20 protein-coding genes are annotated in these 21,368 nt (G+C 39.8%); 10 read left to right on the top strand and 10 right to left on the bottom strand.

Features of this window, described 5'->3' with window-relative positions; all coding sequences use genetic code 11:
* The first annotated feature begins 85 nt into the window (after positions 1–85).
* Complete coding sequence (locus tag AAC000_RS13000) at positions 86–256, top strand: hypothetical protein (protein WP_339723218.1); 171 nt, start codon at positions 86–88, stop codon at positions 254–256.
* A 213-nt stretch (positions 257–469) separates the two neighbouring features.
* Here the strand turns inward: AAC000_RS13000 and AAC000_RS13005 are convergent, their stop codons facing one another.
* The 4 genes from AAC000_RS13005 to AAC000_RS13020 form a co-directional block, all read right to left on the bottom strand.
* Positions 470–2,056 (bottom strand): ABC-F family ATPase, encoded by a 1,587-nt coding sequence (locus AAC000_RS13005; RefSeq protein WP_339723219.1) that lies wholly within the window; start codon positions 2,054–2,056, stop codon positions 470–472.
* Between the two features lie 143 nt (positions 2,057–2,199).
* The gene (locus AAC000_RS13010; RefSeq protein ID WP_339723220.1) at positions 2,200–4,290 is read right to left on the bottom strand and encodes a DUF3488 and transglutaminase-like domain-containing protein; all 2,091 of its coding nucleotides are present in this window, start codon (positions 4,288–4,290) and stop codon (positions 2,200–2,202) included.
* 2 nt (positions 4,291–4,292) lie between these two features.
* Positions 4,293–5,342, bottom strand: coding sequence for a DUF58 domain-containing protein (locus AAC000_RS13015; protein ID WP_339723221.1), 1,050 nt, complete (start codon positions 5,340–5,342; stop codon positions 4,293–4,295).
* Positions 5,343–5,350: 8 nt separating this feature from the next.
* Positions 5,351–6,271 (bottom strand): MoxR family ATPase, encoded by a 921-nt coding sequence (locus AAC000_RS13020; RefSeq protein ID WP_339723222.1) that lies wholly within the window; start codon positions 6,269–6,271, stop codon positions 5,351–5,353.
* A gap of 176 nt (positions 6,272–6,447) precedes the next feature.
* Here AAC000_RS13020 and AAC000_RS13025 point away from each other — a divergent pair, with 176 nt between their 5' ends.
* The 8 genes from AAC000_RS13025 (at position 6,448) to AAC000_RS13060 (ending at position 15,965) form a co-directional block, all read left to right on the top strand.
* On the top strand, positions 6,448–7,014 hold the full coding sequence (locus AAC000_RS13025; protein WP_339723223.1) for a Negative modulator of initiation of replication: 567 nt from the start codon (positions 6,448–6,450) through the stop codon (positions 7,012–7,014).
* A gap of 18 nt (positions 7,015–7,032) precedes the next feature.
* Positions 7,033–8,685: a phosphoglucomutase (alpha-D-glucose-1,6-bisphosphate-dependent) gene (gene pgm, locus AAC000_RS13030; RefSeq protein WP_339723224.1), complete on the top strand. Its 1,653-nt coding sequence runs from the start codon at positions 7,033–7,035 to the stop codon at positions 8,683–8,685.
* 225 nt (positions 8,686–8,910) lie between these two features.
* On the top strand, positions 8,911–11,382 hold the full coding sequence (locus AAC000_RS13035; protein WP_339723225.1) for a glycogen/starch/alpha-glucan phosphorylase: 2,472 nt from the start codon (positions 8,911–8,913) through the stop codon (positions 11,380–11,382).
* Between the two features lie 242 nt (positions 11,383–11,624).
* A complete protein-coding gene (locus AAC000_RS13040) occupies positions 11,625–12,932 on the top strand; it encodes a bifunctional diguanylate cyclase/phosphodiesterase (RefSeq protein ID WP_339723226.1) in 1,308 nt (435 codons plus the stop codon).
* A gap of 108 nt (positions 12,933–13,040) precedes the next feature.
* A complete protein-coding gene (astE, locus tag AAC000_RS13045; RefSeq protein ID WP_339723227.1) occupies positions 13,041–14,108 on the top strand; it encodes a succinylglutamate desuccinylase in 1,068 nt (355 codons plus the stop codon).
* 8 nt (positions 14,109–14,116) lie between these two features.
* Positions 14,117–14,539, top strand: coding sequence for an HIT family protein (locus tag AAC000_RS13050; protein ID WP_339723228.1), 423 nt, complete (start codon positions 14,117–14,119; stop codon positions 14,537–14,539).
* Complete coding sequence (locus AAC000_RS13055; RefSeq protein ID WP_339723229.1) at positions 14,536–14,862, top strand: heavy metal-binding domain-containing protein; 327 nt, start codon at positions 14,536–14,538, stop codon at positions 14,860–14,862. Before AAC000_RS13050 ends, AAC000_RS13055 begins: the two co-directional genes overlap by 4 nt.
* 434 nt (positions 14,863–15,296) lie before the next feature.
* Entirely contained in the window at positions 15,297–15,965 is a 669-nt protein-coding gene (locus AAC000_RS13060; protein ID WP_339723230.1) for a hypothetical protein, read from the top strand.
* 34 nt (positions 15,966–15,999) lie between these two features.
* Here AAC000_RS13060 and AAC000_RS13065 read toward each other — a convergent pair whose 3' ends face one another.
* From AAC000_RS13065 to AAC000_RS13090, 6 genes are all read right to left on the bottom strand, one after another.
* Entirely contained in the window at positions 16,000–16,803 is an 804-nt protein-coding gene (locus AAC000_RS13065; RefSeq protein ID WP_339723231.1) for a formyl transferase, read from the bottom strand.
* A gap of 31 nt (positions 16,804–16,834) precedes the next feature.
* Positions 16,835–16,990 carry a DUF2897 family protein gene (locus tag AAC000_RS13070; protein ID WP_339723232.1) on the bottom strand — a complete coding sequence of 52 codons (156 nt, stop codon included), beginning with the start codon at positions 16,988–16,990 and terminating at the stop codon, positions 16,835–16,837.
* Positions 16,987–17,661, bottom strand: coding sequence for a M15 family metallopeptidase (locus tag AAC000_RS13075; protein WP_339723233.1), 675 nt, complete (start codon positions 17,659–17,661; stop codon positions 16,987–16,989). Before AAC000_RS13075 ends, AAC000_RS13070 begins: the two co-directional genes overlap by 4 nt.
* The gene (dapE, locus tag AAC000_RS13080; RefSeq protein WP_339723234.1) at positions 17,658–18,785 is read right to left on the bottom strand and encodes a succinyl-diaminopimelate desuccinylase; all 1,128 of its coding nucleotides are present in this window, start codon (positions 18,783–18,785) and stop codon (positions 17,658–17,660) included. The genes AAC000_RS13075 and dapE overlap by 4 nt, the downstream gene beginning before the upstream one ends.
* On the bottom strand, positions 18,782–19,129 hold the full coding sequence (locus AAC000_RS13085) for an ArsC family reductase (protein ID WP_339723235.1): 348 nt from the start codon (positions 19,127–19,129) through the stop codon (positions 18,782–18,784). Before AAC000_RS13085 ends, dapE begins: the two co-directional genes overlap by 4 nt.
* A 105-nt stretch (positions 19,130–19,234) precedes the next feature.
* Positions 19,235–19,756: a PTS glucose transporter subunit IIA gene (locus AAC000_RS13090; protein WP_339723236.1), complete on the bottom strand. Its 522-nt coding sequence runs from the start codon at positions 19,754–19,756 to the stop codon at positions 19,235–19,237.
* A 490-nt stretch (positions 19,757–20,246) separates the two neighbouring features.
* Here AAC000_RS13090 and AAC000_RS13095 point away from each other — a divergent pair, with 490 nt between their 5' ends.
* Positions 20,247–21,314: a patatin-like phospholipase family protein gene (locus AAC000_RS13095; protein ID WP_339723237.1), complete on the top strand. Its 1,068-nt coding sequence runs from the start codon at positions 20,247–20,249 to the stop codon at positions 21,312–21,314.
* The last annotated feature ends 54 nt before the right edge of the window (positions 21,315–21,368 follow it).

Raw genomic sequence — 21,368 nt, forward strand, 5'->3', positions numbered from 1 at the left:
AACTGTAATGAGCTTATTTTTAGTTTTGATTATTGATGTGTTCATTTTATGAAACAGAAAATAGTCATATTTAATGAGTTTAATTATGTCTTATACATATAACGGAACGCAGATTTCGGTAATGTGCCCAGTGCACAACATCTCTGTGAATAAATACAAAGTGGCGTTTGCCGACCAATGTGGCCAAAAAATGGGCACCTTCGCAAATACCTCTGAAGCAAAACAATTTGTTTCTTGGTTACTTAATATTAAGTAACCAAGACAGCTACAAGCCTCGTACTTCGAGGGGTTAGCTAAAAACAAAAAAAGATTAGGGCATCATTTTTAACAAATGATGCCCTTTTTTTTGTCACTAAAAGCTAATCTGGAAAAATATCCTAGAAACTAGAAACTAGAAACTAGAAACTAGAAGCTAGAAGCTAGAAGCTAGAAGCTAGAAGCTAGAAGCTAGAAGCTAGGGGCTTAGAGCTTATACCCCTTGGCTTGCTAGGTAGCTCTCATAGTCACCTTTAAAATCAACTATACCATCTGGTTTCATGTCGATGATCCGCGTGGCTACAGAGGATACAAACTCTCTATCGTGGCTAACAAACAGTAGGGTGCCTTTGTAGTTCTCTAATGCTAAGTTCAAAGACTCAATAGACTCCATATCTAAGTGATTGGTGGGTTCATCCATTACCAAAATATTGGGTTTCTGCAGCATCAATTTGCCAAACAACATACGCCCTTGTTCACCACCTGAAATGACTTTGACTGATTTGGTTATGTCGCTTTGCGAAAACAACAAGCGACCCAATGTACCACGCATGATTTGCTCGTCATCCCCCTCTTGGGCCCACTGATACATCCAATCCATCAAGGTTTTATCCTCTTCAAAATCAGCCGCGTGATCCTGTGCATAATACCCAATATTGCTATTTTCAGACCATTTTACGCTGCCAGCGGTTAAGTCAGTGTCGCCCACTAAACATTTAAGTAGGGTAGTTTTACCGACGCCGTTGGGACCAATAATGGCGACTCTTTCACCTACCTCTATCATTAGATCCAAATTCTTATACAGTTCTTCGTCATAACTTTTGGCTAAACCTTCTACTTCCAAAGCTAAGCGATGGAGTTTTTTGCTTTCTTCAAAACGAATAAATGGACTTTGACGGCTAGAGGGTTTTACTTCATCCAATTGAATTTTATCTATCTGCCGAGCCCGAGAAGTGGCTTGTTTGGATTTGGATGCGTTGGCTGAGAAACGACTAACGAATGCTTTTAGCTCAGATATTTGCGCTTTTTTCTTGGCATTGTCTGACAACAAACGTTCCCGAGACTGTGTGGCGGCTGTCATATATTCATCGTAGTTACCAGGAAATAAACGAATTTCGCCGTAATCGATGTCTGCCATGTGAGTACAAACTGAATTTAAGAAATGCCTATCATGGGAAATAATAATCATGGTGCAGTTACGTTCGTTAAGCACGGTTTCCAACCAACGGATAGTATTAATATCCAAGTTGTTGGTAGGCTCATCTAGTAACATAATGTCTGGATCAGAAAATAATACTTGAGCCAATAATACTCGGAGTTTCCATCCTGGGGCAATTTCGCTCATTGGACCAAAATGTTGTTCTACTGGAATGCCCACACCAATCAGCAGTTCACCGGCTCTAGATTCAGCGGTATAACCATCCATCTCGGCAAATTCAGATTCTAAATCGGCTACTCTAATGCCGTCTTCTTCAGTCATATCGGGATTGGCATAAATAGCATCCCTTTCTTCTTTTACTTTCCAAAGCTCGCCGTGACCCATTACAACAGTATCAATAACGCTGTATTCTTCGTAAGCAAACTGGTCTTGTTTTAGTTTACCTATTCGTTCACCTGGGTCCACAGAAACGTTGCCACCAGAAGGCTCTAAGTCACCACCAATAATTTTCATAAAGGTTGACTTACCACAACCATTTGCGCCAATCAGGCCATATTTATTGCCGTTGCCGAATTTGGCTGAGACATTTTCAAATAAAGGCTTTTCGCCAAATTGGATGGTAATATTTGCAGTTGTTAGCAAGGTCGGTTCCCCAGTTTTAATTTTCGGATATCATTTGCCATAGAGCTGATTAGATAAACCAATACATATGGCGAAAAATTCGGCGCGGATTATGCCATAAAAATTGCTTTATCGCTAAGGGAGCCTAAGTTCTTTTTGATGCTTTATACTTGGTATTTAAGCAATCCCGTTTTTAATTGGGTTAAATGTCGACGCATCATGCGATGACACTGCTTAACATTCAGTACAGAGGCCCCAATATTGTCGATGTTCTGATAGGATAATCGCAAGTAGAGTTGTGTGATATGAGTAAAAGGCTCACTGACCATAGTTGGGTAATGATCCGAAATTTGTTGATTAAATGCACTGGGTCCTTGCCATGTGGCCCGTGTGGTGCCTGCTTTGTCAATGGCACTCAGTGCCTTTAAATACAAACGTTGTGTTGTGCTGACACGATTTTGTAGCCAATGAGGAAGAAAAAACAAACTCAATAACAACCCAATAGTGAATACTATTCCCAATCCAAACATAGCTAAGCGCTCTGGAGTGAGTTTACCTAAAATCGATCTAAATAAATCCCGTTGCCTTTCACTATTAAAGCCTAATACCCAGCGGCTCCAGTTATAGTCTAAGTCTGCCAAAAACAGGCGTATATTGTTGAGCCAAGCTATATTGGTGAGTTTGGCTAAGGCGAAGGGAGAGTCTGCTAAAAAACTGCCTTCTTCAAGCATGGCCTGTCTTAAACCAAATTCTATTCTATCAGGGGATACCAGAGCGGTTGGGTCAATTCGTTGCCAACCTGTTTTATCACTCCATGTTTCTACCCAAGCGTGGGCATCGTATTGGTAGATACTCAAATAGGGCAATTCACCGGTGTTTTGTACTGATTCACCGCCTTGGTAACCTGTGACTATACGTGCCGGAATACCACCTAATCGCAATGTATAGGCTAAAGCACTTGCATAATGGCTACAAAACCCTGCTTGATTATCAAATAAAAAGCGATCCACTGGATCAACCAACATCACTTCTGGCCGCAAGGTATAAATAAAAGGATTATCTATAAAATGCCTTAATAGTGCCTCTACAAACTCATGGTTATCTTGGTACTGTGAACGTAAACCACTGACCCATTCTTGAGTTCTTTGGTTACCTTTTTCAGGTACGGCTAGATTAATCTTTTTGTCAGCTAGGGTAAGGGGTTGGTGGCTTAAAGCGTCAGGGTAAGAGCGCACTGTGTACTGATACTTGCTGGCTAGGGGTTGTTGACTAAAGAGTAGGAAATCACCGCTTTGCAAAATATTTCTGCTGCTTTGAGTGGGTGCTGGTACCGCTATGTCTAATGCATATAACCAAGGTTGAAAGGTAGGTTCGGCAATGACGTCATAATTAAAATAAGCTCCACTCAACTTAGGATTAAATTGTTGTTTTGTTTTTAATTGAAGTTCGCGCATTTTCTGACGATAGCTGTGAACTTTCCATGTTTTTCCATTAAAGTCTTCCATCACTATGGCTCGCCAATAGCGTTGTTGGGCAACAGGTGGCATGTCTTCGAAGGTGGCGCGAAATGCCAATTCGCTGGATTGTGAAAGCGCAGCGATATCCCCAGGGGTAATTTGTTCTGATAATCCTGTTTGCGCACCCTTGGCCTTAGGGGTGTGCCATAATGGTGAAAGTTGAGGCAGCACCAAAAACATCACTAAGCCTATTGGCAACGCTTGTAAGCTGAGTATTGATATGGTTTTTAAATGATTTTCAATGCTGATGGAAGGGGCATGATAACAAGCCAAGCTGACCAATAATGTCAAACTCATCAAGGCGTAAAATAAGCTAAACCCCATCGACTGGTTAAAAATAAATCCGCAGCCAATCAAAAAAAACAAACTAATGACCAACTGATAGACATCTTTTTGACTGCGCATTTGCATTAATTTTAAGGCACAAGCGAGTATCAATAAATTCACCATACCAAATAACAAACCAGCACTTAATGCTGAGTAAATTAAACCGAGTATACTTAGCAGTGCTAATAAGTTTAAGGTGCGAATAGAGGGTAAGTGTTTGTAATAATAAAAGTAAATCGCGCCTCTTATGACAGCGCCACAGACAACTAATAATAATATCCAAGTGAGAACTGATGAATAAAGGCTAAAACTGACTAAGACTAAAGTGGCCGCCAATAACAACAATGCAATATTCCTAGCGGACTGCATTGGGCTTTGCCCCTTAGTTTCTAGTTTTTGTTTTTTAAACATCTTTAGTTGTAACCATTAGGGAAGTTAGCTAAGGCTTCTAAACACGCCCGTCTGTGACCATTGCCACTATTAGGCGCAATACATTGGGAGCCTAAATCTAACCCAAAGGTTTGCTGCTTACGGCTTAATTCAATGACTTGGTAACACAACTTGCTAAGATCTGTTTCTAAGGCCGTGGCGGATTCATGGTTGGGGTGAGACAAATTATGCAGCGTGTAGTCGGTGGATAGTTTAAGCCAACCTATGTGATTACCTACTGCAGAAAATTGTTTGCTTACCATGCCTCGTCCCTTAGCCAGTTGTTTCCAGGCAACATGGTTTAAAGGTTCGCCTACTTGGTAGGTTTTTAAATGAGAAAAGTCATCGTGTCCGGATTGTTCGTTGGCTATTTCAGCGCTTTTTTTAGCGCTATTTTGTTCACTCATATGCAGTTGTATCTCACAAGGTAAGGGTTTGGGAAAAACCGTAATCTGGTGACTAAAAGCCAAATGTGTCCAACACCGGTATAAACCCAATGGATAAAAGCTTGCAACTGTGACTCTAGGTAAGGTCAATTTCCCTCGCTGTAGACATTTCTGGCTTAAATTAATTGGATTGGAAAATGCATCGGCGTCAATTTGTGTATTAGTGTGGGAATGACGGGTTTTAGTGCCGTTTGTGGGGTTTTGCTTTGTGGCTTGAAACTTAAAGTGAAGTACGCCATGTGCAGTAAAACCACCATTGGTATTGGCATTCAACCAAAGAGGGATAGGTAAGTTGTCATCAACAAAAACTTCAGGGCATTTGCCAATTTGTAAATCAATTCGGGCAAAGTTGATATAACTGGCCAATAAGTTGACTAAAAAAATCGCGCATAAAAAATAACACAGCAACAACATCAAATTATTTTGATAGTTAGTACCCAGTAAAAACAACAACACACACAAAGACAAATATAACAGCCCAAATTTAGCTGGGAAAATAAAAATGTTTTTATGGTTTAGCTGATGCTGCGCTGCCGCAGGAATGCGTTTATTTAACCATTTGTTCCAGTAGCCGTTGAGTATTGTCATAGTCTTGCCTATGCTGCGATTGGATCTATGGCTTCTAACAATGTTCTACTTAAACTACCTTGTGTACTGAAGTCGCTAGAAGCACTGCGTAGTCTATGTTCAGCCACGGCCGGAAGTACCGCTTGCACATCTTCTGGAATTAAAAAATCTCTATTATTAATAAATGCCCATGCTTTAGCTGAGCTTAACAATGCCTTAGTTGCCCGCGGTGATAATGGGTTGGCAAATTGGTTGCTTTCGCGACTAAAGGTGACCAAACGCAAAATATAATTCAGTAATTCATCAGATGCATGAACCAGACTGGCTTTCTCTTGTAATTCTATAAATTCAGCTATGTCCATTACCGTTTCTACAACATGTTGAACACTGCCCACTTGTGTTTTTAACATGCTTTTTTCTGCTTCTTTATCGGGGTATCCCAACTGAATACGCATTAAAAATCGGTCCAATTGCGACTCAGGGAGTGGGTAGGTACCTGATTGATGTGATGGGTTTTGGGTGCCTATTACAAAAAACGGTGAAGGCAGGGCGCGCGTTTCGCCATCTAGACTGACTTGCCTTTCTTCCATAGCTTCAAGCAGTGCACTTTGGGTCTTAGGGCTGGCGCGATTAATCTCATCAGCCAGCACAAGTTGATTAAAAATAGGCCCTGGGTGGAAACGAAAGCTTTGTTCGTTATTGTCAAAAATATTGATGCCTAACATGTCTGCGGGTAATAAATCTGATGTGAACTGAATACGAGAATATTCTAACCCCAGTACTTTTGCCAAGGTATGTGACAAAGTCGTTTTGCCCATTCCGGGTAAGTCTTCAATTAACAAATGGCCGTTTGCCAACAAACAGGTTAGTGCTAATTTAACCTGTGATTGTTTGCCTATTAGCACCTCACAAGATTGTTCTATGGCCTTGGCCAATTTGTTATGCAGCATAGAGTAATAGTATCCGAAGAATTGATAACGTTGGGCGAATCAATATTTTAGCGCAAATTAGCGTGATTTTTGGTGGTTTAGCTAATACTTGCGTATGAAATGGAATTAATCGATGATTTGATTGTGGCAATAAGTATAATCTAGTCACATGTGTACCGTTTAAAATAATAAATTTCATGAAAAGTATTCAAATAGAAGACGATCTTTACCACTTTATTGCCTCACAAACTCAAGATATCGGTGAAAGTGCCTCGGATATCTTACGCCGACTCGTGATGCCTGAATCGCTACTTAACAACAGCAACGAAAGTAATGCAGATGCGGTTACCCCTATTAATGCGGTTCCAATTGCAGTGGGGGAACTGCAAAGTACTGAGCAAGATTGTGAGTCGTCTGCAGTGTTTAGTGAACTTGAAGGTCAACAGTTGCAAGCTATCCCTAAAATTGTCGAAAGGTGGTTGCTGGTGTTATCGATTATTCACAAACACAATACTCAGCAATTTGCCAAAGTGTTAGGCATGAGTGGACGCAATAGAACTTATTTCGCAACAGATAAGGACACTTTGTTGGGGACTGGCAGCAGTACTAACCCTAAAAATGTACCTGGATCCGATTATTGGGTGATCACCAATAACAACACTGTTAAGAAAATTAATATGCTTAAAGAAGTCGCTGAGCAAGTTGGCTTTAACTCAACCGAAATAGAACAACTGATTACAATATTTGCCCCTGAACATATTTAACAAAATATAAGGATCTTTATGGCTCTTCATCCAGAAGCAGGAAAACCCGCAAGTAAGGAACAGTTGGTCAACGTAGCTAAATTGACTAGCGCCTATTACACCAATCAACCCACAAAAGGGGATAGTACTCAAGCTGTGTCTTTTGGCACGTCTGGGCATCGAGGTAGTGCATTGTTAAATACCTTTAACGATAACCATATAGCTGCAATCAGTCAGGCTTTAGCTGAGTTTAGACAAGAACAAGGTATCACCGGACCTTTGTATATGGGCATGGATACTCATGCCTTATCTGAAGCTGCGTTTTCAACGGCTGTTGAAGTTTTGGCTGCCAATGGTGTGTCATTAGTGGTACAAGAAAATCGTGGTTATACACCAACTCCAGTCATATCCCATGCGATTTTGCAGCACAATGTGGATTCGCCAAAAGATCAAGCAGATGGGGTGGTGATCACACCTTCACATAATCCTCCGGAAGACGGTGGTTTTAAATACAACCCTCCTCATGGTGGACCAGCAGACAGTGACGTGACTAATCTTATTCAGCAGCGCGCCAATGACATTATCAGTAATGATATGGCTGACGTAAAACGCATGAGTTTAGTGGCCGCCTATGATTCTGCTTTTGTAACAGAAATTGATTTTGCGGAAGACTATATTGCTCAGCTTGATCAAGTGATTGATATGCAAGCGATTGCCAAAGCTGGTTTGGTCTTAGGCACTGACCCACTAGGTGGTGCAGGCTTAGCTTATTGGGACAGAATTGCTGAGCGTTATGGATTAAACATTGAAGTAGTGAATCGTAATGTTGATCAACAATTTGGTTTTATGCGCCGTGATAAAGACGGAAAAATCCGTATGGATTGTTCGTCACCATACGCCATGGCAGGCTTGATAGACTTAAAGGATAAGTTTGATGTGGCATTCGGTAATGATCCTGATTTTGACCGACATGGCATAGTGACCCCTAAAGGCGGCTTAATGAATCCTAATCATTATTTAGCCGTAGCTATTCAATACTTGTATCAACATCGAACAGACTGGCCACAGAATATTAAAGTGGGTAAAACATTGGTCTCTAGTAGTATGATTGACCGCGTAGTGAAAAGTCTAGGTCGTGAATTGGCAGAAATGCCGGTAGGCTTCAAATGGTTTGTACAAGGACTTTTGAACAGTGAAATTGGTTTTGCTGGTGAAGAAAGTGCAGGAGGCATATTTTTGCGTCGTAACGGCAAACCTTGGGCAACCGACAAAGATGGGATCATCCTATGTTTACTGGCTGCAGAAATTATAGCTGTAACTGGGAAAGATCCTAGCGAGCATTATCAAGCACTAACTGAACAGTTTTCTTCACCTGTTTATACCCGCATTGATGTGGCAGCCAATCACGCTCAAAAGCAAGTATTAAGTAAAATGGATAAAAGTGTTATTCAATCTACTCAGCTCGCTGGTGAAACCATTACCAATATTCAAACCCATGCTCCAGGTAACAATGCTGCCATTGGTGGAGTGAAAGTGAGTACCGAAAATGGATGGTTTGCAGCTCGTCCATCAGGAACTGAAGAAATCTACAAAATATATGCTGAAAGCTTTAATGGCGCTGATCATCTTGATTTATTAGTAAAAGAAGCCCAAGCGCTGGTGGAACAAGTATTTAAAACCGCAAATGTTTAATTAACTAAGTTGTAGTGTTAATGAACTGTAAAAAACATACGTATTTTTATGTGAATACGTATGTTTATGTGTTTATTTAACATTTATTTAACAAACTCTCGCAAAAAATCCTGCTAAAACTACCTTATAAATTTTATCTGTAATTTTATTACGTCATTTAAATTCCGATTTTGTAGATATACATCAGCGTAAGTGGTCTGTAATAAAGCAAATTTGAGGTGTGATATGAGTGCGAAAAAGTCGGTTTCTAAAACGTCTTCCTTACCAAAAACAGCCATTAAAGATGCAATTGTAAGACATTTACATTGTTCTTTAGGCACCGATGAGAATAAAGCAAATAACCATGCGTGGTGGAAAGCGACGTGTGCATCCGTTCAGGAACATGTTTTAGAACAACTCCGTAAAACTCAGAAATCCCACTACTTAAATGACACTAGAGCAGTCCATTATTTTTCAGCCGAATTTTTAATGGGGCGATTGATGTCTAATAACCTACATAATTTAGGTTTATTCGAACAAACAGATCAAGCCCTAAAAGAACTGGGTGTTAACCTTAGCGATATTATGGAAGAAGAACCCGATATGGCATTGGGTAACGGTGGATTGGGACGTTTAGCAGCGTGTTTTATCGACTCGCTAGCAACGCTTGATTTACCCGCTGTAGGTTATGGATTGCATTATGAACATGGTTTGTTCCGTCAAGAAATCAAAAATGGAAAACAAATAGAACGTCCAGATAGCTGGCGTGATTATGGTAATCCATGGGAAATATGTCGCCCAGAGTCAATTCAAGAAATTCCTTTGTATGGCTATGTTGAAACCAAATATGGTGAGAATGGCGGAATTAAGAAAGAATGGCATCCAGGTTTAATTGTTAAAGGTTTACCTTGGGATATTCCAGTAGTCGGTTATGGCGGTAAAACTGTGAATGTGTTGCGTTTATGGCAAAGCCAAGCGTCTGACTACTTTAACTGGGATGTTTTTAATGCCGGTGGATATGTGGATGCCCAAAAAGAAAATGTTCAAGCTGAAACTATTTCCAAAGTGTTGTACCCCAATGATGAAACTGAAGCCGGTAAAGAGTTGCGATTAATTCAACAGTATTTCTTCAGTGCCTGTTCTCTCAAAGATATTATCCGACGTTACAAAAGAGCCCATGGAAATGATTGGAGTCGTTTTTCGAATCAAGTGGTGATTCAACTCAATGACACTCATCCGGCTATTGCCATACCTGAATTAATGCGAATTCTATTAGACAGAGCCGAGCTTGATTGGGATAACGCATGGGATATATGCAGTAAAAGCTTTGCCTATACCAATCATACTTTATTACCAGAAGCCCTTGAAAAATGGCCTGCACGTATGTTTGAAAAGATTCTGCCAAGGCACCTGGAAATCATCTACGAAATCAATCACCGCTTCATGAGCGAAGTAGAGAAAGTATGGCCAGGTAACAATGTCATTAAACAGAAGTTGTCGATTATAGAAGAAGGCAACGAAAAGATGATACGTATGGGGAATTTGTCGGTCATTGGCTCTTTCAAAGTCAACGGTGTCGCTGAAATCCATTCCGCCTTAGTAAAGAAAAACTTGTTCCCCGAATTTCACAAAATGTGGCCAGAAAAGTTAACCAATGTGACCAATGGCATTACACCACGTCGTTGGTTAAAGGCATGTAATCCTAAGTTATCTGCGTTAATTGATGAAAAGGTGGGTGACGACTGGCCATTACATTTAGAAAAGTTAGAACAGCTGAGCCAGTTTGCTGACAATGCTAAGTTTCAAAAACAATTCATGAAAATTAAACATGAAAACAAAGTAGCACTGGCAAAAGAGGTGATGGCACTGACGGGAATAGACATTAATCCTAAAGCTATCTTTGATGTTCAAATTAAACGACTGCATGAGTATAAACGTCAACACCTTAACCTGTTGCATATCATGGCTTTATATCGCCGCTTATTGGAAGATCCCAGTTACGATATGCAACCAAGGGTGTTTTTATTCGGAGCAAAAGCAGCGCCTGGTTATAAGTTAGCCAAAGACATTATTTATGCAATCAACCAAGTAGCTGAAAAAGTGAATAATGATAAGCGAGTAAATGGCAAAATTAAGGTAGTGTTTTTACCGAATTATCGTGTCAGTTTGGCTGAAAAAATGATCCCAGCTGCGGATATTTCTGAACAAATTTCTACCGCTGGTTTAGAAGCTTCAGGTACAGGTAATATGAAATTATCCCTAAACGGAGCCTTAACAGTAGGTACATTAGACGGCGCAAATATCGAGATTGCCGAAGAAGTGGGTGACGAAAATATTTTCATATTTGGGCTAAACGTCGAAGAAGTTCAAGAGCTGGATCGAGTTGGCTACACCCCTTACAACTATTATTATAATAATAAAGAAATCAAAGCCGTTTTAGATTGGCTTGAAACAGATTATTTTACACCGGGTAAACCTGGTGCCTTAGCTTCAATTAAGCATAGTTTGTTGGAGGGCGGAGATCCTTATAAAGTCTTGGCTGACTTTGAATCTTATTCTGAAGCACAAAAAAGAGCGGATAAGGCATACTGTGATAAAGCTGCTTGGGCAAAAATGGCAATCTTGAATACAGCCCGCATGGGCAAGTTTACTTCTGACCGCTCCATAAAAGATTATGTGGAAAATATTTGGCGATTGCAGCCATGTGCAGTAGATTAAATTATGACCATATAACTGAATATTTATACTAGCGTCTAATCTCGAGGTTTGACTGCTTAAGTGAATATTTTGTATAAGTAGAGCTCAAACAAAAGTTTGAGCTTTTTTATTTTTAAATATGTGTAATAATTTACTCAAGATTTTTGGATTTATTCCGATAATATATTATTAACGTTAAAAAGGATTTTAACTGGAGCCTAAATACATCTAATCCTGTATCACTAGTAAGGCAATATTTTTTAATGCAACATGAGTCATTAATTACCATCCCCAATAGGTATGTCTTTTTGGGGGAAATAGAGCAGCTTCTTAAAGTAGATACAGAGCAATCTATATTACTCATTGATATTGTGCGTTTTTCTGATGTCAGTAGTAGTTTTGGTTATGAATATGGCGACAAAGTATTATTAGAAATTGCCAATCGTATTGCATTTTTATTTAACGATAACGCCATTTTTGGTCGAATTGGTGGTGATGTATTTGGTTTGATTTTGTCTGGTGCTCACCAACAGAATCAATTATATGATTTTTACACTCATTTAGTTCAACATTTCAAAATTCCTATTCAATGTGATGATCATGCTTTTATTGCGGACTTCAATGTGGGGTCGGCAACCAATCCGAAGAATAATATTGATATCAATCACTTCTTTTCCTTAGCCGAAACGGCGTTAAAGCAAGCAAAAGATAATAAATTTGATAATTTTCAGTATGCGCAAAATTTAACTAATAACACCTCTGGCAGAGCCCTGGCCCTAAAAGCTGATATCACCCGAGCGTTAGATCAAAATGAGTTAGAAATATACTTTCAACCTAAAATTGAACTAAATACCTTAAGTATCATTGGTGCAGAGTGTTTGTTGCGTTGGAATCATCCGTTAGACGGTTTGATTTTTCCAGGGGCACTGATTGAAGCTGCTGAATCATATAATATGATGAATGAATTGGGTTATTGGGTATTAGAGCAAGCGTTCATCAGTGCTGAATTCCTCAATAGTTTGGGGTTACGCTTAAAAATTGCGGTAAATATGTCGCCATCACAATTATATGATTTGAAGTTTGCTAACAACCTCAGAAAAATGGCGAACAAACATCAGGTGGAGTTATCCCAGTTTGAATTAGAATTGACAGAAGATGTTGCTTTATCAAATTCAATTTTAGTGAAAAAACAACTGTCTCAAATTCGTTCACTGGGCGCGTCAATTGCCATCGATGATTTTGGTAAGGGTTATTCTAACTTGGCCTATCTACGTGATATTGAGATTGACAGCATTAAAATTGATAAGTCGTTTATTATGCAGATTGATGAAAGTCCTGTTAATCGAGCCATAGTTGAAGCAAGTAAGTTGATTGCTGAAGCCGCTAATTGTGAATTGATTGCTGAGGGTATCGAAAGTATTCAACACCTACATATTCTCCGTGAAATTGGGGTTTTATCTGGCCAAGGTTTTTTGTTTTCCAAAGCGATCCCTATCAATGAGTTTGTTGATCTGGCCAGCAAGGACTTGGCAGTGGGCACATCCTTTGTACGCCAACATCACCGAGCTTAACTTTGTTGATAGCGGCTATATTCTCAGTGTAAAAGTAGAGAGTTAAGCTGCGGATTAGCGTAATATTACGCCTTTAGAAATCAATTCTGAGGTCATTACTCACTCATTATGCAAAATACAGCCACAGCGTCCATTCAAAATACTATTCAAACGTTAAAACAGCAGGGTAATTTTCTTGCGTTATCACGCACGCAAGCTCCACTCTTTAAGGATTCTTTTCAGTTTTTTATCGATGCTCATACGCGAGTCAATGTATTGGCCGAAGGCATCATAAGCTTCGAAACTATTGCTGTTAGTGATAAAGATATCGTGATTTCGTGCGCAGTACACGGAAACGAAACTGCGCCAATAGAAATTTGCGACGACTTAGTCAAAAAGATTTTAACGGGTAAAATAGTACTTAAACAGCGAGTATTATTTTTATTTGGTAATTTGCCCGCCATGGATATTGCCGAACGTTTTGTTGAAGAAAATATGAATCGTTTGTTTAGTGGCGAACATCAAAATTTAGCTGCTGGACAAAAGATGAATGACGAAAGACGCCGCGCAAAACAATTAGAGGACGTGGTTAAAAACTTTTACCTAGGAGTGGATGCAGAGCAGGGCAGGACACGTTTTCATTATGATTTACATACCGCCATTCGCGCCTCTAAAAATGACAAATTTGCTGTTTACCCTTTTCAAAATGGCAAAGCCTGGGACAAACATCAATTACAAATTTTGTTAGCTTGTGGTGTGAATACCATTTTATTGTCTGGCAGTCCCACTACTACTTTTAGTTACTACTCAGCTAACGAATTTAATGCCAATGCCTTTACAGTTGAATTGGGTAAAGTCATGGCATTTGGTCAAAATGATATGGGTAACTTTAGTGGCGTAGTTGAAACCTTAACTGCGTTGATATGTGGCGATGATTTAAAGCTTAAACCTTATCGTGCTGATGACTTTTTGATTTATGAGGTCAATCAAGTCATCAATAAACAACAGGCTGATTTTGCATTGAATTTTGCACTAGATGCACCTAACTTCAGTGATTTTCCGAAAAATCATTTATTAGCCTCTGAAAGTGGTTGTGAATATCGCGCTCAGTTCGAAGGAGAAGCAATAGTCTTTCCTAACGCTAATGTTGAAATTGGCCAAAGAGCCTTGTTAACTGTTATACCGACTGAAATTTAAGGCGCCTTATGTCTACTTTTGTATTACATCCTCAATTAGAAAAAGACAGTGAATTGGTGACAGAGTTACCGCTTTGTAGCGTAAGGTTGATAAAGGATGCCAACTATCCATGGCTAATTTTGGTGCCACATGTTGCTGATATCAAAGACGTGATTGATTTGAGCGAGGATCAGCAACAAAAGTTATGGCAAGAATCGGCATTAGTCAGTCGCGCACTTAAACATTTGTTTACACCTGATAAGTTGAATATTGCAGCGCTGGGTAATATGGTGCCTCAGTTACATTTACACCATATTGTGCGTTACCAAGATGACGTTAGTTGGCCTAACCCCATTTGGGGGCAGGTGCCGTTTAAGGCTTATTCTAATGTTCAGTTGGCCGAACAAGTTAACTTAATTAAAACTGAAATTGAAACAAGGAAAGACAGATGATAGTAACCACAACGAATCAATTAGAAGGTAAAAAAATTGAACAATATTTAGGTATTGTTGTAGGTGAAGCTGTAATGGGCGCTAATTTGTTTAAAGATATTTTTGCTTCCATACGTGACATTGTCGGTGGGCGTTCAGGCGCTTACGAAGATGAACTCACAAAAGCTCGAAAAATTGGCTTTCAAGAATTAGAACATGAAGCCCGCTCTATTGGTGCCAATGCCATTATTGGTGTTGATATTGATTATGAGGTGGTAGGTAAGGGCGGTAGCATGTTGATGGTGAGTATTAGTGGGACTGCTATACGATATGTTGATCTTTAGGCTGAGAATGCTGTTGTGTTGTTTAATTGGCAGGAGCTGTGCGTCTAAGCAATACAGTTTCACGGGACTAATAAACATCAAAAATAATTGGCGAACCTAGATGGGTGTGTGGGCAAAAGACATGAGCCTCGGCTTCATCGATTTTAATCTTAGGTGGCTTCACCGTTGAATTTCAGCCTTGCACATCAGATCACCCCGCAAATATAGAATTCTATGCAGTAATCAATATCATTGAGTTTCATAGCTCTGAAGGTTGCCATTAATCAGTGTGATTTTTTACTATTTTAGTCGAATTGTGTCTACAAACTGTCGGAATTTTTTACAAAAAAATATTGGCTAAAAAATAAATCTATATAAAACAGAATGTTATAAAACGGCATTAAAGGTGCTTGTTTTTTGAACGATTTTTGGTTTTTAATATAGAGGAAATAATTATGATTCGAATTTCATCCATTTTGATCACTATCTTATGCCTATTGTTGGGCAGCTATTCATTAAAAAGCCAGGCAACCTTAATAGGCGGTGTTGATTTTCCACAAGGAGAGGTTTCATTTGCTGATAGCGTTCACTCTTTTACCCCCAATATTTCTGGCGGTGAACCAGGTGATATATTTTTGGGTGCGGATAATGCGTTAGGTATACCGGATTTCGCTGGGGAGTCCTGCTTAACACAAGCCGATTGCACCTTTGTTTCATTAGGTAGTGGAGGGTCTATTGTTTTGCAGTTTGTTGATAACTTACTAACAGGGAGTGACTCTTCAGCACTCGATCTTTGGATTTTTGAAATTGGTGGAGATATTGAAGATACTTTTGTTGATATTAGTGTCGATGCTGTGAATTGGCTGTCTGTAGGCGCAGTGGGTGGTTCTACTTCAGGGATCGATATAGATTCATTCGGATTTGATTCGAGTTTCGTTTTCTCTTATGTCAGGTTAACAGATGATAGCAGTAAGGATGCTCAATCCGGTACTACTGTTGGTGCTGATATTGATGCTGTTGGCGCAATAACCACAGTTAGAGCCGTAGATGTACCTTCTCCTTCTGTTACCGGCCTATTAATTGTGACAGTTCTTTTGTTATTAGGAATGCGCAAACGAATTTAATCTTTGTCCTCAAAACAAACATATATTACTGGCCTTAGTAATATTGTTGTGCAATATCAATAACATCTTGATATTCATATAGTTTGAGGCCTTTGCGTTTAAAGTCTTTGAGTTCATGTTCAGAGGGAAACGAAAAGTAGTTTCCCTCTGAATGTGCATTATAACTTTTACATTTACCTGTTATTTCTATGCTAATTATGGCATTCACTATATCCTTTACCCCCTTATTGTAGAGCGACAAAGTGTTGTATAGATATGACCGCTGATAATCCAAAGCTTGTTTACTTATGCTGATGATTTCGCCGCTGTCTATGCCACTATCATTAATATAATGTAGGGTCGAGCCGTATTCTGTATCGTTTTGTTGCATGGCTCGAAAGGTTGCCATTACGCCACGGTAATTGGGCAGTTTGCCAGAGTGTAAATTTATTACGCCAAATTTTGGAATGCTAATAACGGCTGATTGCAAGATCAGTCCAAAGCGAATTGAAACGATAAGGTCAGGCGAAAAGGTTTTTACCCTTTTAATTCCCGCCATGCAGTTGATTGAGTGTATTTCTGATACCTCTATTCCGAGCTTTTTGAATCCAACAAAACTTTGAAATTTGGGGGACTTTAATGGCGGATTTTTTTGTAGGGCAGGGAAAAGTATTTGGTTAAATAAGTCTTGTTCAAAAAAGGCTAAATCTAATAAAGGTTGAGGTTTGCTTTTGTTATTTTTGCCCACAGATGATGACAGTAATATTTGAAATTCATGTGTCCCTGAAATGGTTTGAAATAGCGTGTTCAAGGCTAAATTGCTAGCAATATCTTTGTTGGCTAAAAGCAAAATTTTCATGGAAAACTAACTCTAATTATTTAGGAAAGTATCACTCATCTTTGTCTTCAAAACGGTCATATGATGCATTGTTATCTTTGTTGGGCTTAGGTAATTTTTGATTAGCACTTTGTTTTAGCAATAATATATTGCCAATAATCAGACCTAAGACTAAAACGATAATGGCCACTACTATCCAAATGTTCATGTTGATCCTTTGTTCAAAACAAAGCGCTGATAAATTTCAGGCATGTTAACCACAATACTCTCTAATCCTAAAATATTCGAGTTTCTCAGATTATTTAGTAAGCCTTGTTCATTTAATTGCTCAAGCATTTTGTCAGCGCTGGCGCGAAAGCTAAGATGCCAAGGCTCCCGAGCAATGCCACCAGTATATTCTGCATAGGGTCTGCTAAAGCCAAAGTGTATGGCGTGTTCGTTCAACCAGTTGTTAAGCTGGCTACAAGGACCTTGATCGTATTCACTGCAAACCAACTGAAAGTTATGCTGGCTTTGTTCTACTGAATTTTTGTCATACACGTCTAAGTCAGTGCCCCAATGGTGGCGACTGGCACCGGGTAATGCCGACCAAGTGAGGATCGCCAGTAGCTTTTCTTGCTCGGATAGGGTGGTGGCATCTAAGGGCGTTTCATTTGCGTCTAGTAACCTTGCTTTACCAGACCATTTGTTGTTCCAAATTTGTAATTGCCGGTCAAATCCTCGATAACTGCTGACAATTTGCAGATCTACCTTATCTTGAGCGGCTGCCTTTTGCATACGCTGAAATGCATCACATACCTCAGGTAAGAGTCGAAAACCGTTTTGGCATTCGACTAATGGGCTTTCATCTTTCCCTAAGATATGTGCTTGGGTGATCACGCTAGCAGCCGTTGTAAGATATCTTGGTAAATATCAGCCAGTGTATCGAGATCGTCCATTTTTACACATTCATCAATTTTGTGGATGGTGGCATTCACAGGACCAAGCTCAATTACTTGGGCTCCAGTTGGCGCGATAAAACGCCCGTCAGAGGTGCCACCGGCTGTAGACAATATGGTTTCTCGACCGGTGCAATGTTTGATGGCTTGTTGTGTGGCTTCTACTAGTTTGCCTGAATCAGTTAAAAAAGGTTGGCCATTAAAGGTCCACTCAATATCGTAATCTAGCTTATGAGCATCTAACACTTGAAGGGTTCTGGCAATTAACTGTTGATCAGTGACTTCGGTAGAAAATCTAAAGTTAAAGCAGACTTTTAATTCGCCAGGTATCACATTGCCAGCACCTGTGCCTCCATTAATATTGGATATTTGAAAACTAGTGGCCGGAAAAAATGCGTTGCCTTTGTCCCATTGAGTATTCGCTAGTTCTGCTAATGCAAGTGTTGATTCGTGAATGGGGTTTCTGGCTAAGTGCGGGTAGGCGACATGACCCTGAATACCTTTGACAAGTAAGTCGCCAGTTAGTGAACCTCTGCGGCCATTTTTGACTATATCACCCACTAAGTCAGTACTAGAGGGTTCACCCACTAGGCACCAAGTGATTTTTTCGTTACGGGCTACTAGGGTATCAATCACCTTAGTGGTGCCATTAATAAAGGGTCCTTCTTCATCACTAGTGATTAGAAAAGCAATGGAGCCTTTATGTTGCGGGTTGGCTTTTATAAAATTTTCTGTGGCCACTAACATGGCAGCCAAACTGCCTTTCATGTCTGCGGCACCACGACCATGAATATAGCCGTCTTTTTCTGTGGCTTCAAAAGGTGGCGTTTGCCAGTTTTGTTCTGGGCCAGAAGGTACTACGTCTGTGTGTCCGGCAAAACAAAATACTGGCCCCTCAGTACCTTTGCGTGCCCAGATGTTTTTAGTGTCAGCAAAGGTGAGGTCTTCTATTTCAAAACCTAAAGGTGTCAGGATGTCGGCCATCAAGTCCTGACAACCTGCGTCTTCAGGGGTAACAGATTTTCGGTTGATCAGCTCTTTAGTGAGGTCAAGGGTGCGGCTCATGAGAATACCTCAGCGTATTGGTCGGCTTTAAACCCGATAAAATAGTGGTCGTTATGGATAAGTATGGGGCGTTTTATCATGGCTGGAAATTCAAGCATCAGTGCCAAAGCCGCTGTTTTATCCACACCTTGTTTTTGCTCTTCACTTAATTGTCGAAAAGTAGTGCCACGTTTATTGAGCATTAATTCCCAGCCCAAGGCTTGCTCTGCCTGATTTAACCAGTTTGAATCGAGACCATCTTGTCGGTAATCATGGAAGTTAAAATCAATATTATTTTCAGTTAACCAAGCGCGTGCTTTTTTGATGGTATCGCAGTTTTTAATGCCGTAAAGAGTGGTGGTCATGGCGTCCTATTTATACATTTGAAATTGAATCCGGTAACTATAGCGATAAAGAGATAGGCAGGTAAAGCAAACAACTGATGCTTTTAGTTCAGTGTTATTCCTAAATTATATGTAAACCGTTAGCATTTTATCTTCCACTGCAATGACCTGAAAATAGTGTCCTTGCAGGCCTTTTATTTTATCGCTGTTGAGTAGGGTAACGGGGCATAAAATACTGGGAAGTGTTTTTTTCATCTTAACCAAATTAAACTCTGCGAGAATTTGCCCTTGTTGAAATTGCTCTCCTTGTTTAACAACTCTCTTAAAGCCTTCCCCCATCATAAGGTGGGAATCAATGCCTAACTGGATTTGTAGTTGTAGGCCATTTTTGGCCTTTAACCTTAATTGATTAGCCATTTCAGGAAAATGAAGCATGGAGCCAGCAAATGGGGCGAGTACTTGGTAGCCAGAAGGGACGATGGCAATGCCTTCACCAAACATGCGTGCCGTAAAAAGTGCATGAGGCACGTCATCCAAAGGCACTATTTTACCAGATAGCGGACTTAACATGTCTATGGCTTTGTTATGTGTAGGTAGCGAGTTGGCGGCTACTAGGCGATTAAATAAGCCCATTTTAGTTGTATTCAATTAAGTGACCTGAAAGTATGGATTTGCATAATTGGTTATTCTAAGTATGGCCTAATATTTAGCACCATTTCTGTTTGGGATAGCAAAACAGTCTGCTTTAATGATGTCAAGCTTAGGTTATCCACCGTTCCTGTGGATAACTCTGTTCAGTTCTGTTTATATGTTGCTTAAGGTGCTGATATATATAGATAAAAAAGGTGTGGTTGTAAAACGTTCGATAGCCAAATGCTTGCTTGAAATTACATCATTTGTGCCGAATTTATGGTGATTAAAGCAGTGAAGTGAATAATGTTATGCAATATTTCCCAAAGTAGTGAGTTATCTCGCTCTGATTTAGGTGAATCTTGTGTACAAGTTGTTAAACTCTGCCGCTGCGTTTTTACTCGCCGCTAAGGCACATGAGTCTTTTTAAAGACAATATAGTGGTAAAATCGGCACACTGTACTGTGAAAGTACATTTAATTATCATGACAGTTATAGAAGGATGAATATGCAGGTTTTGGACGTTTATGCTGGGAAAAATGCCCTTGCACGTATTAAACAAGAGGGTTTTAGTGCAGATTTATTTGATTATATGTTAGGGGCATCTGGAGGACCAAAGTGGTTTGTATTAGCGGGATTGGATCGCTATATTTTCCCAGAATTTTTTGCAGGGCGCTGTAAACCACTTAATATTATTGGTTCATCTGCCGGTGCATTTCGTTTTGCCTGTTTTGCTCAAAAAGATCCCTTGTCCGCCATTAATCGTTTAGCTGATCGTTATTCTCATACTGTTTATTCTGATAAACCCACAGCAAAAGAAATTACTGAAAAAGGTACAGCGCTGCTGGACTATGTATTAGGTGAAAATGGAGCTACGGAGATAATTAACAACTCTATAGTGAAAGCGCACTTTATCGTGGCAAAGTGTAAGGGGTTAACACAATTTGAAGCCAAACCAATACAAATGACAGGTCTTATCGCCAGCGCGAGTGCTAATGTAATAAAACGTAAATGGTTAGAAAAGTTTTATCAGCGCTATTTATTTTCGTCACCTAACTCAGATTTGGTGCTTTATGATCCCAATAAAATGCCTTCTTATTCAGTGACTCTCTCAACAGAAAACTTACCTCAAGCTTTAATGGCTTCGGGATCGATTCCCATTGTGATTGAAGGGGTGAGAGACATAATCGGCGCGCCAAAAGGTATGTATAGAGACGGAGGTATAATTGATTATCATTTTGACTTAACCTTTGGGCCGCAAAAAGGGTTAGTGCTTTATCCTCACTTTTATTCAAAGCCTGTACCTGGATGGTTTGATAAGTCCCTTAAAAAGCGCCTGCCTCATGCAGGTAGTTACGATGACGTGGTGATGCTGGTCCCCTCTGATGAATTTGTTGCGAGTTTACCTTTTGGTAAAATACCTGATAGAAAAGATTTTGAGACTATGCCAGCTGCACAACGGATTAAATATTGGCAAAGCGTTATTTCACAAAGTGACCAGCTTGGACAAGCGTTCAAGGATATGTATGATAATCAAACAATTATCGACAAAATAAAGCCAATTGAGTTCGTTTAATACAGAGGGCCATAGTTAACGAGTTGGCCCTAACATAAACGTAAAGTGTGATGA

Origin of the sequence: uncultured Paraglaciecola sp. (assembly GCF_963977085.1) — a bacterium.
Lineage (GTDB): Bacteria > Pseudomonadota > Gammaproteobacteria > Enterobacterales > Alteromonadaceae > Paraglaciecola.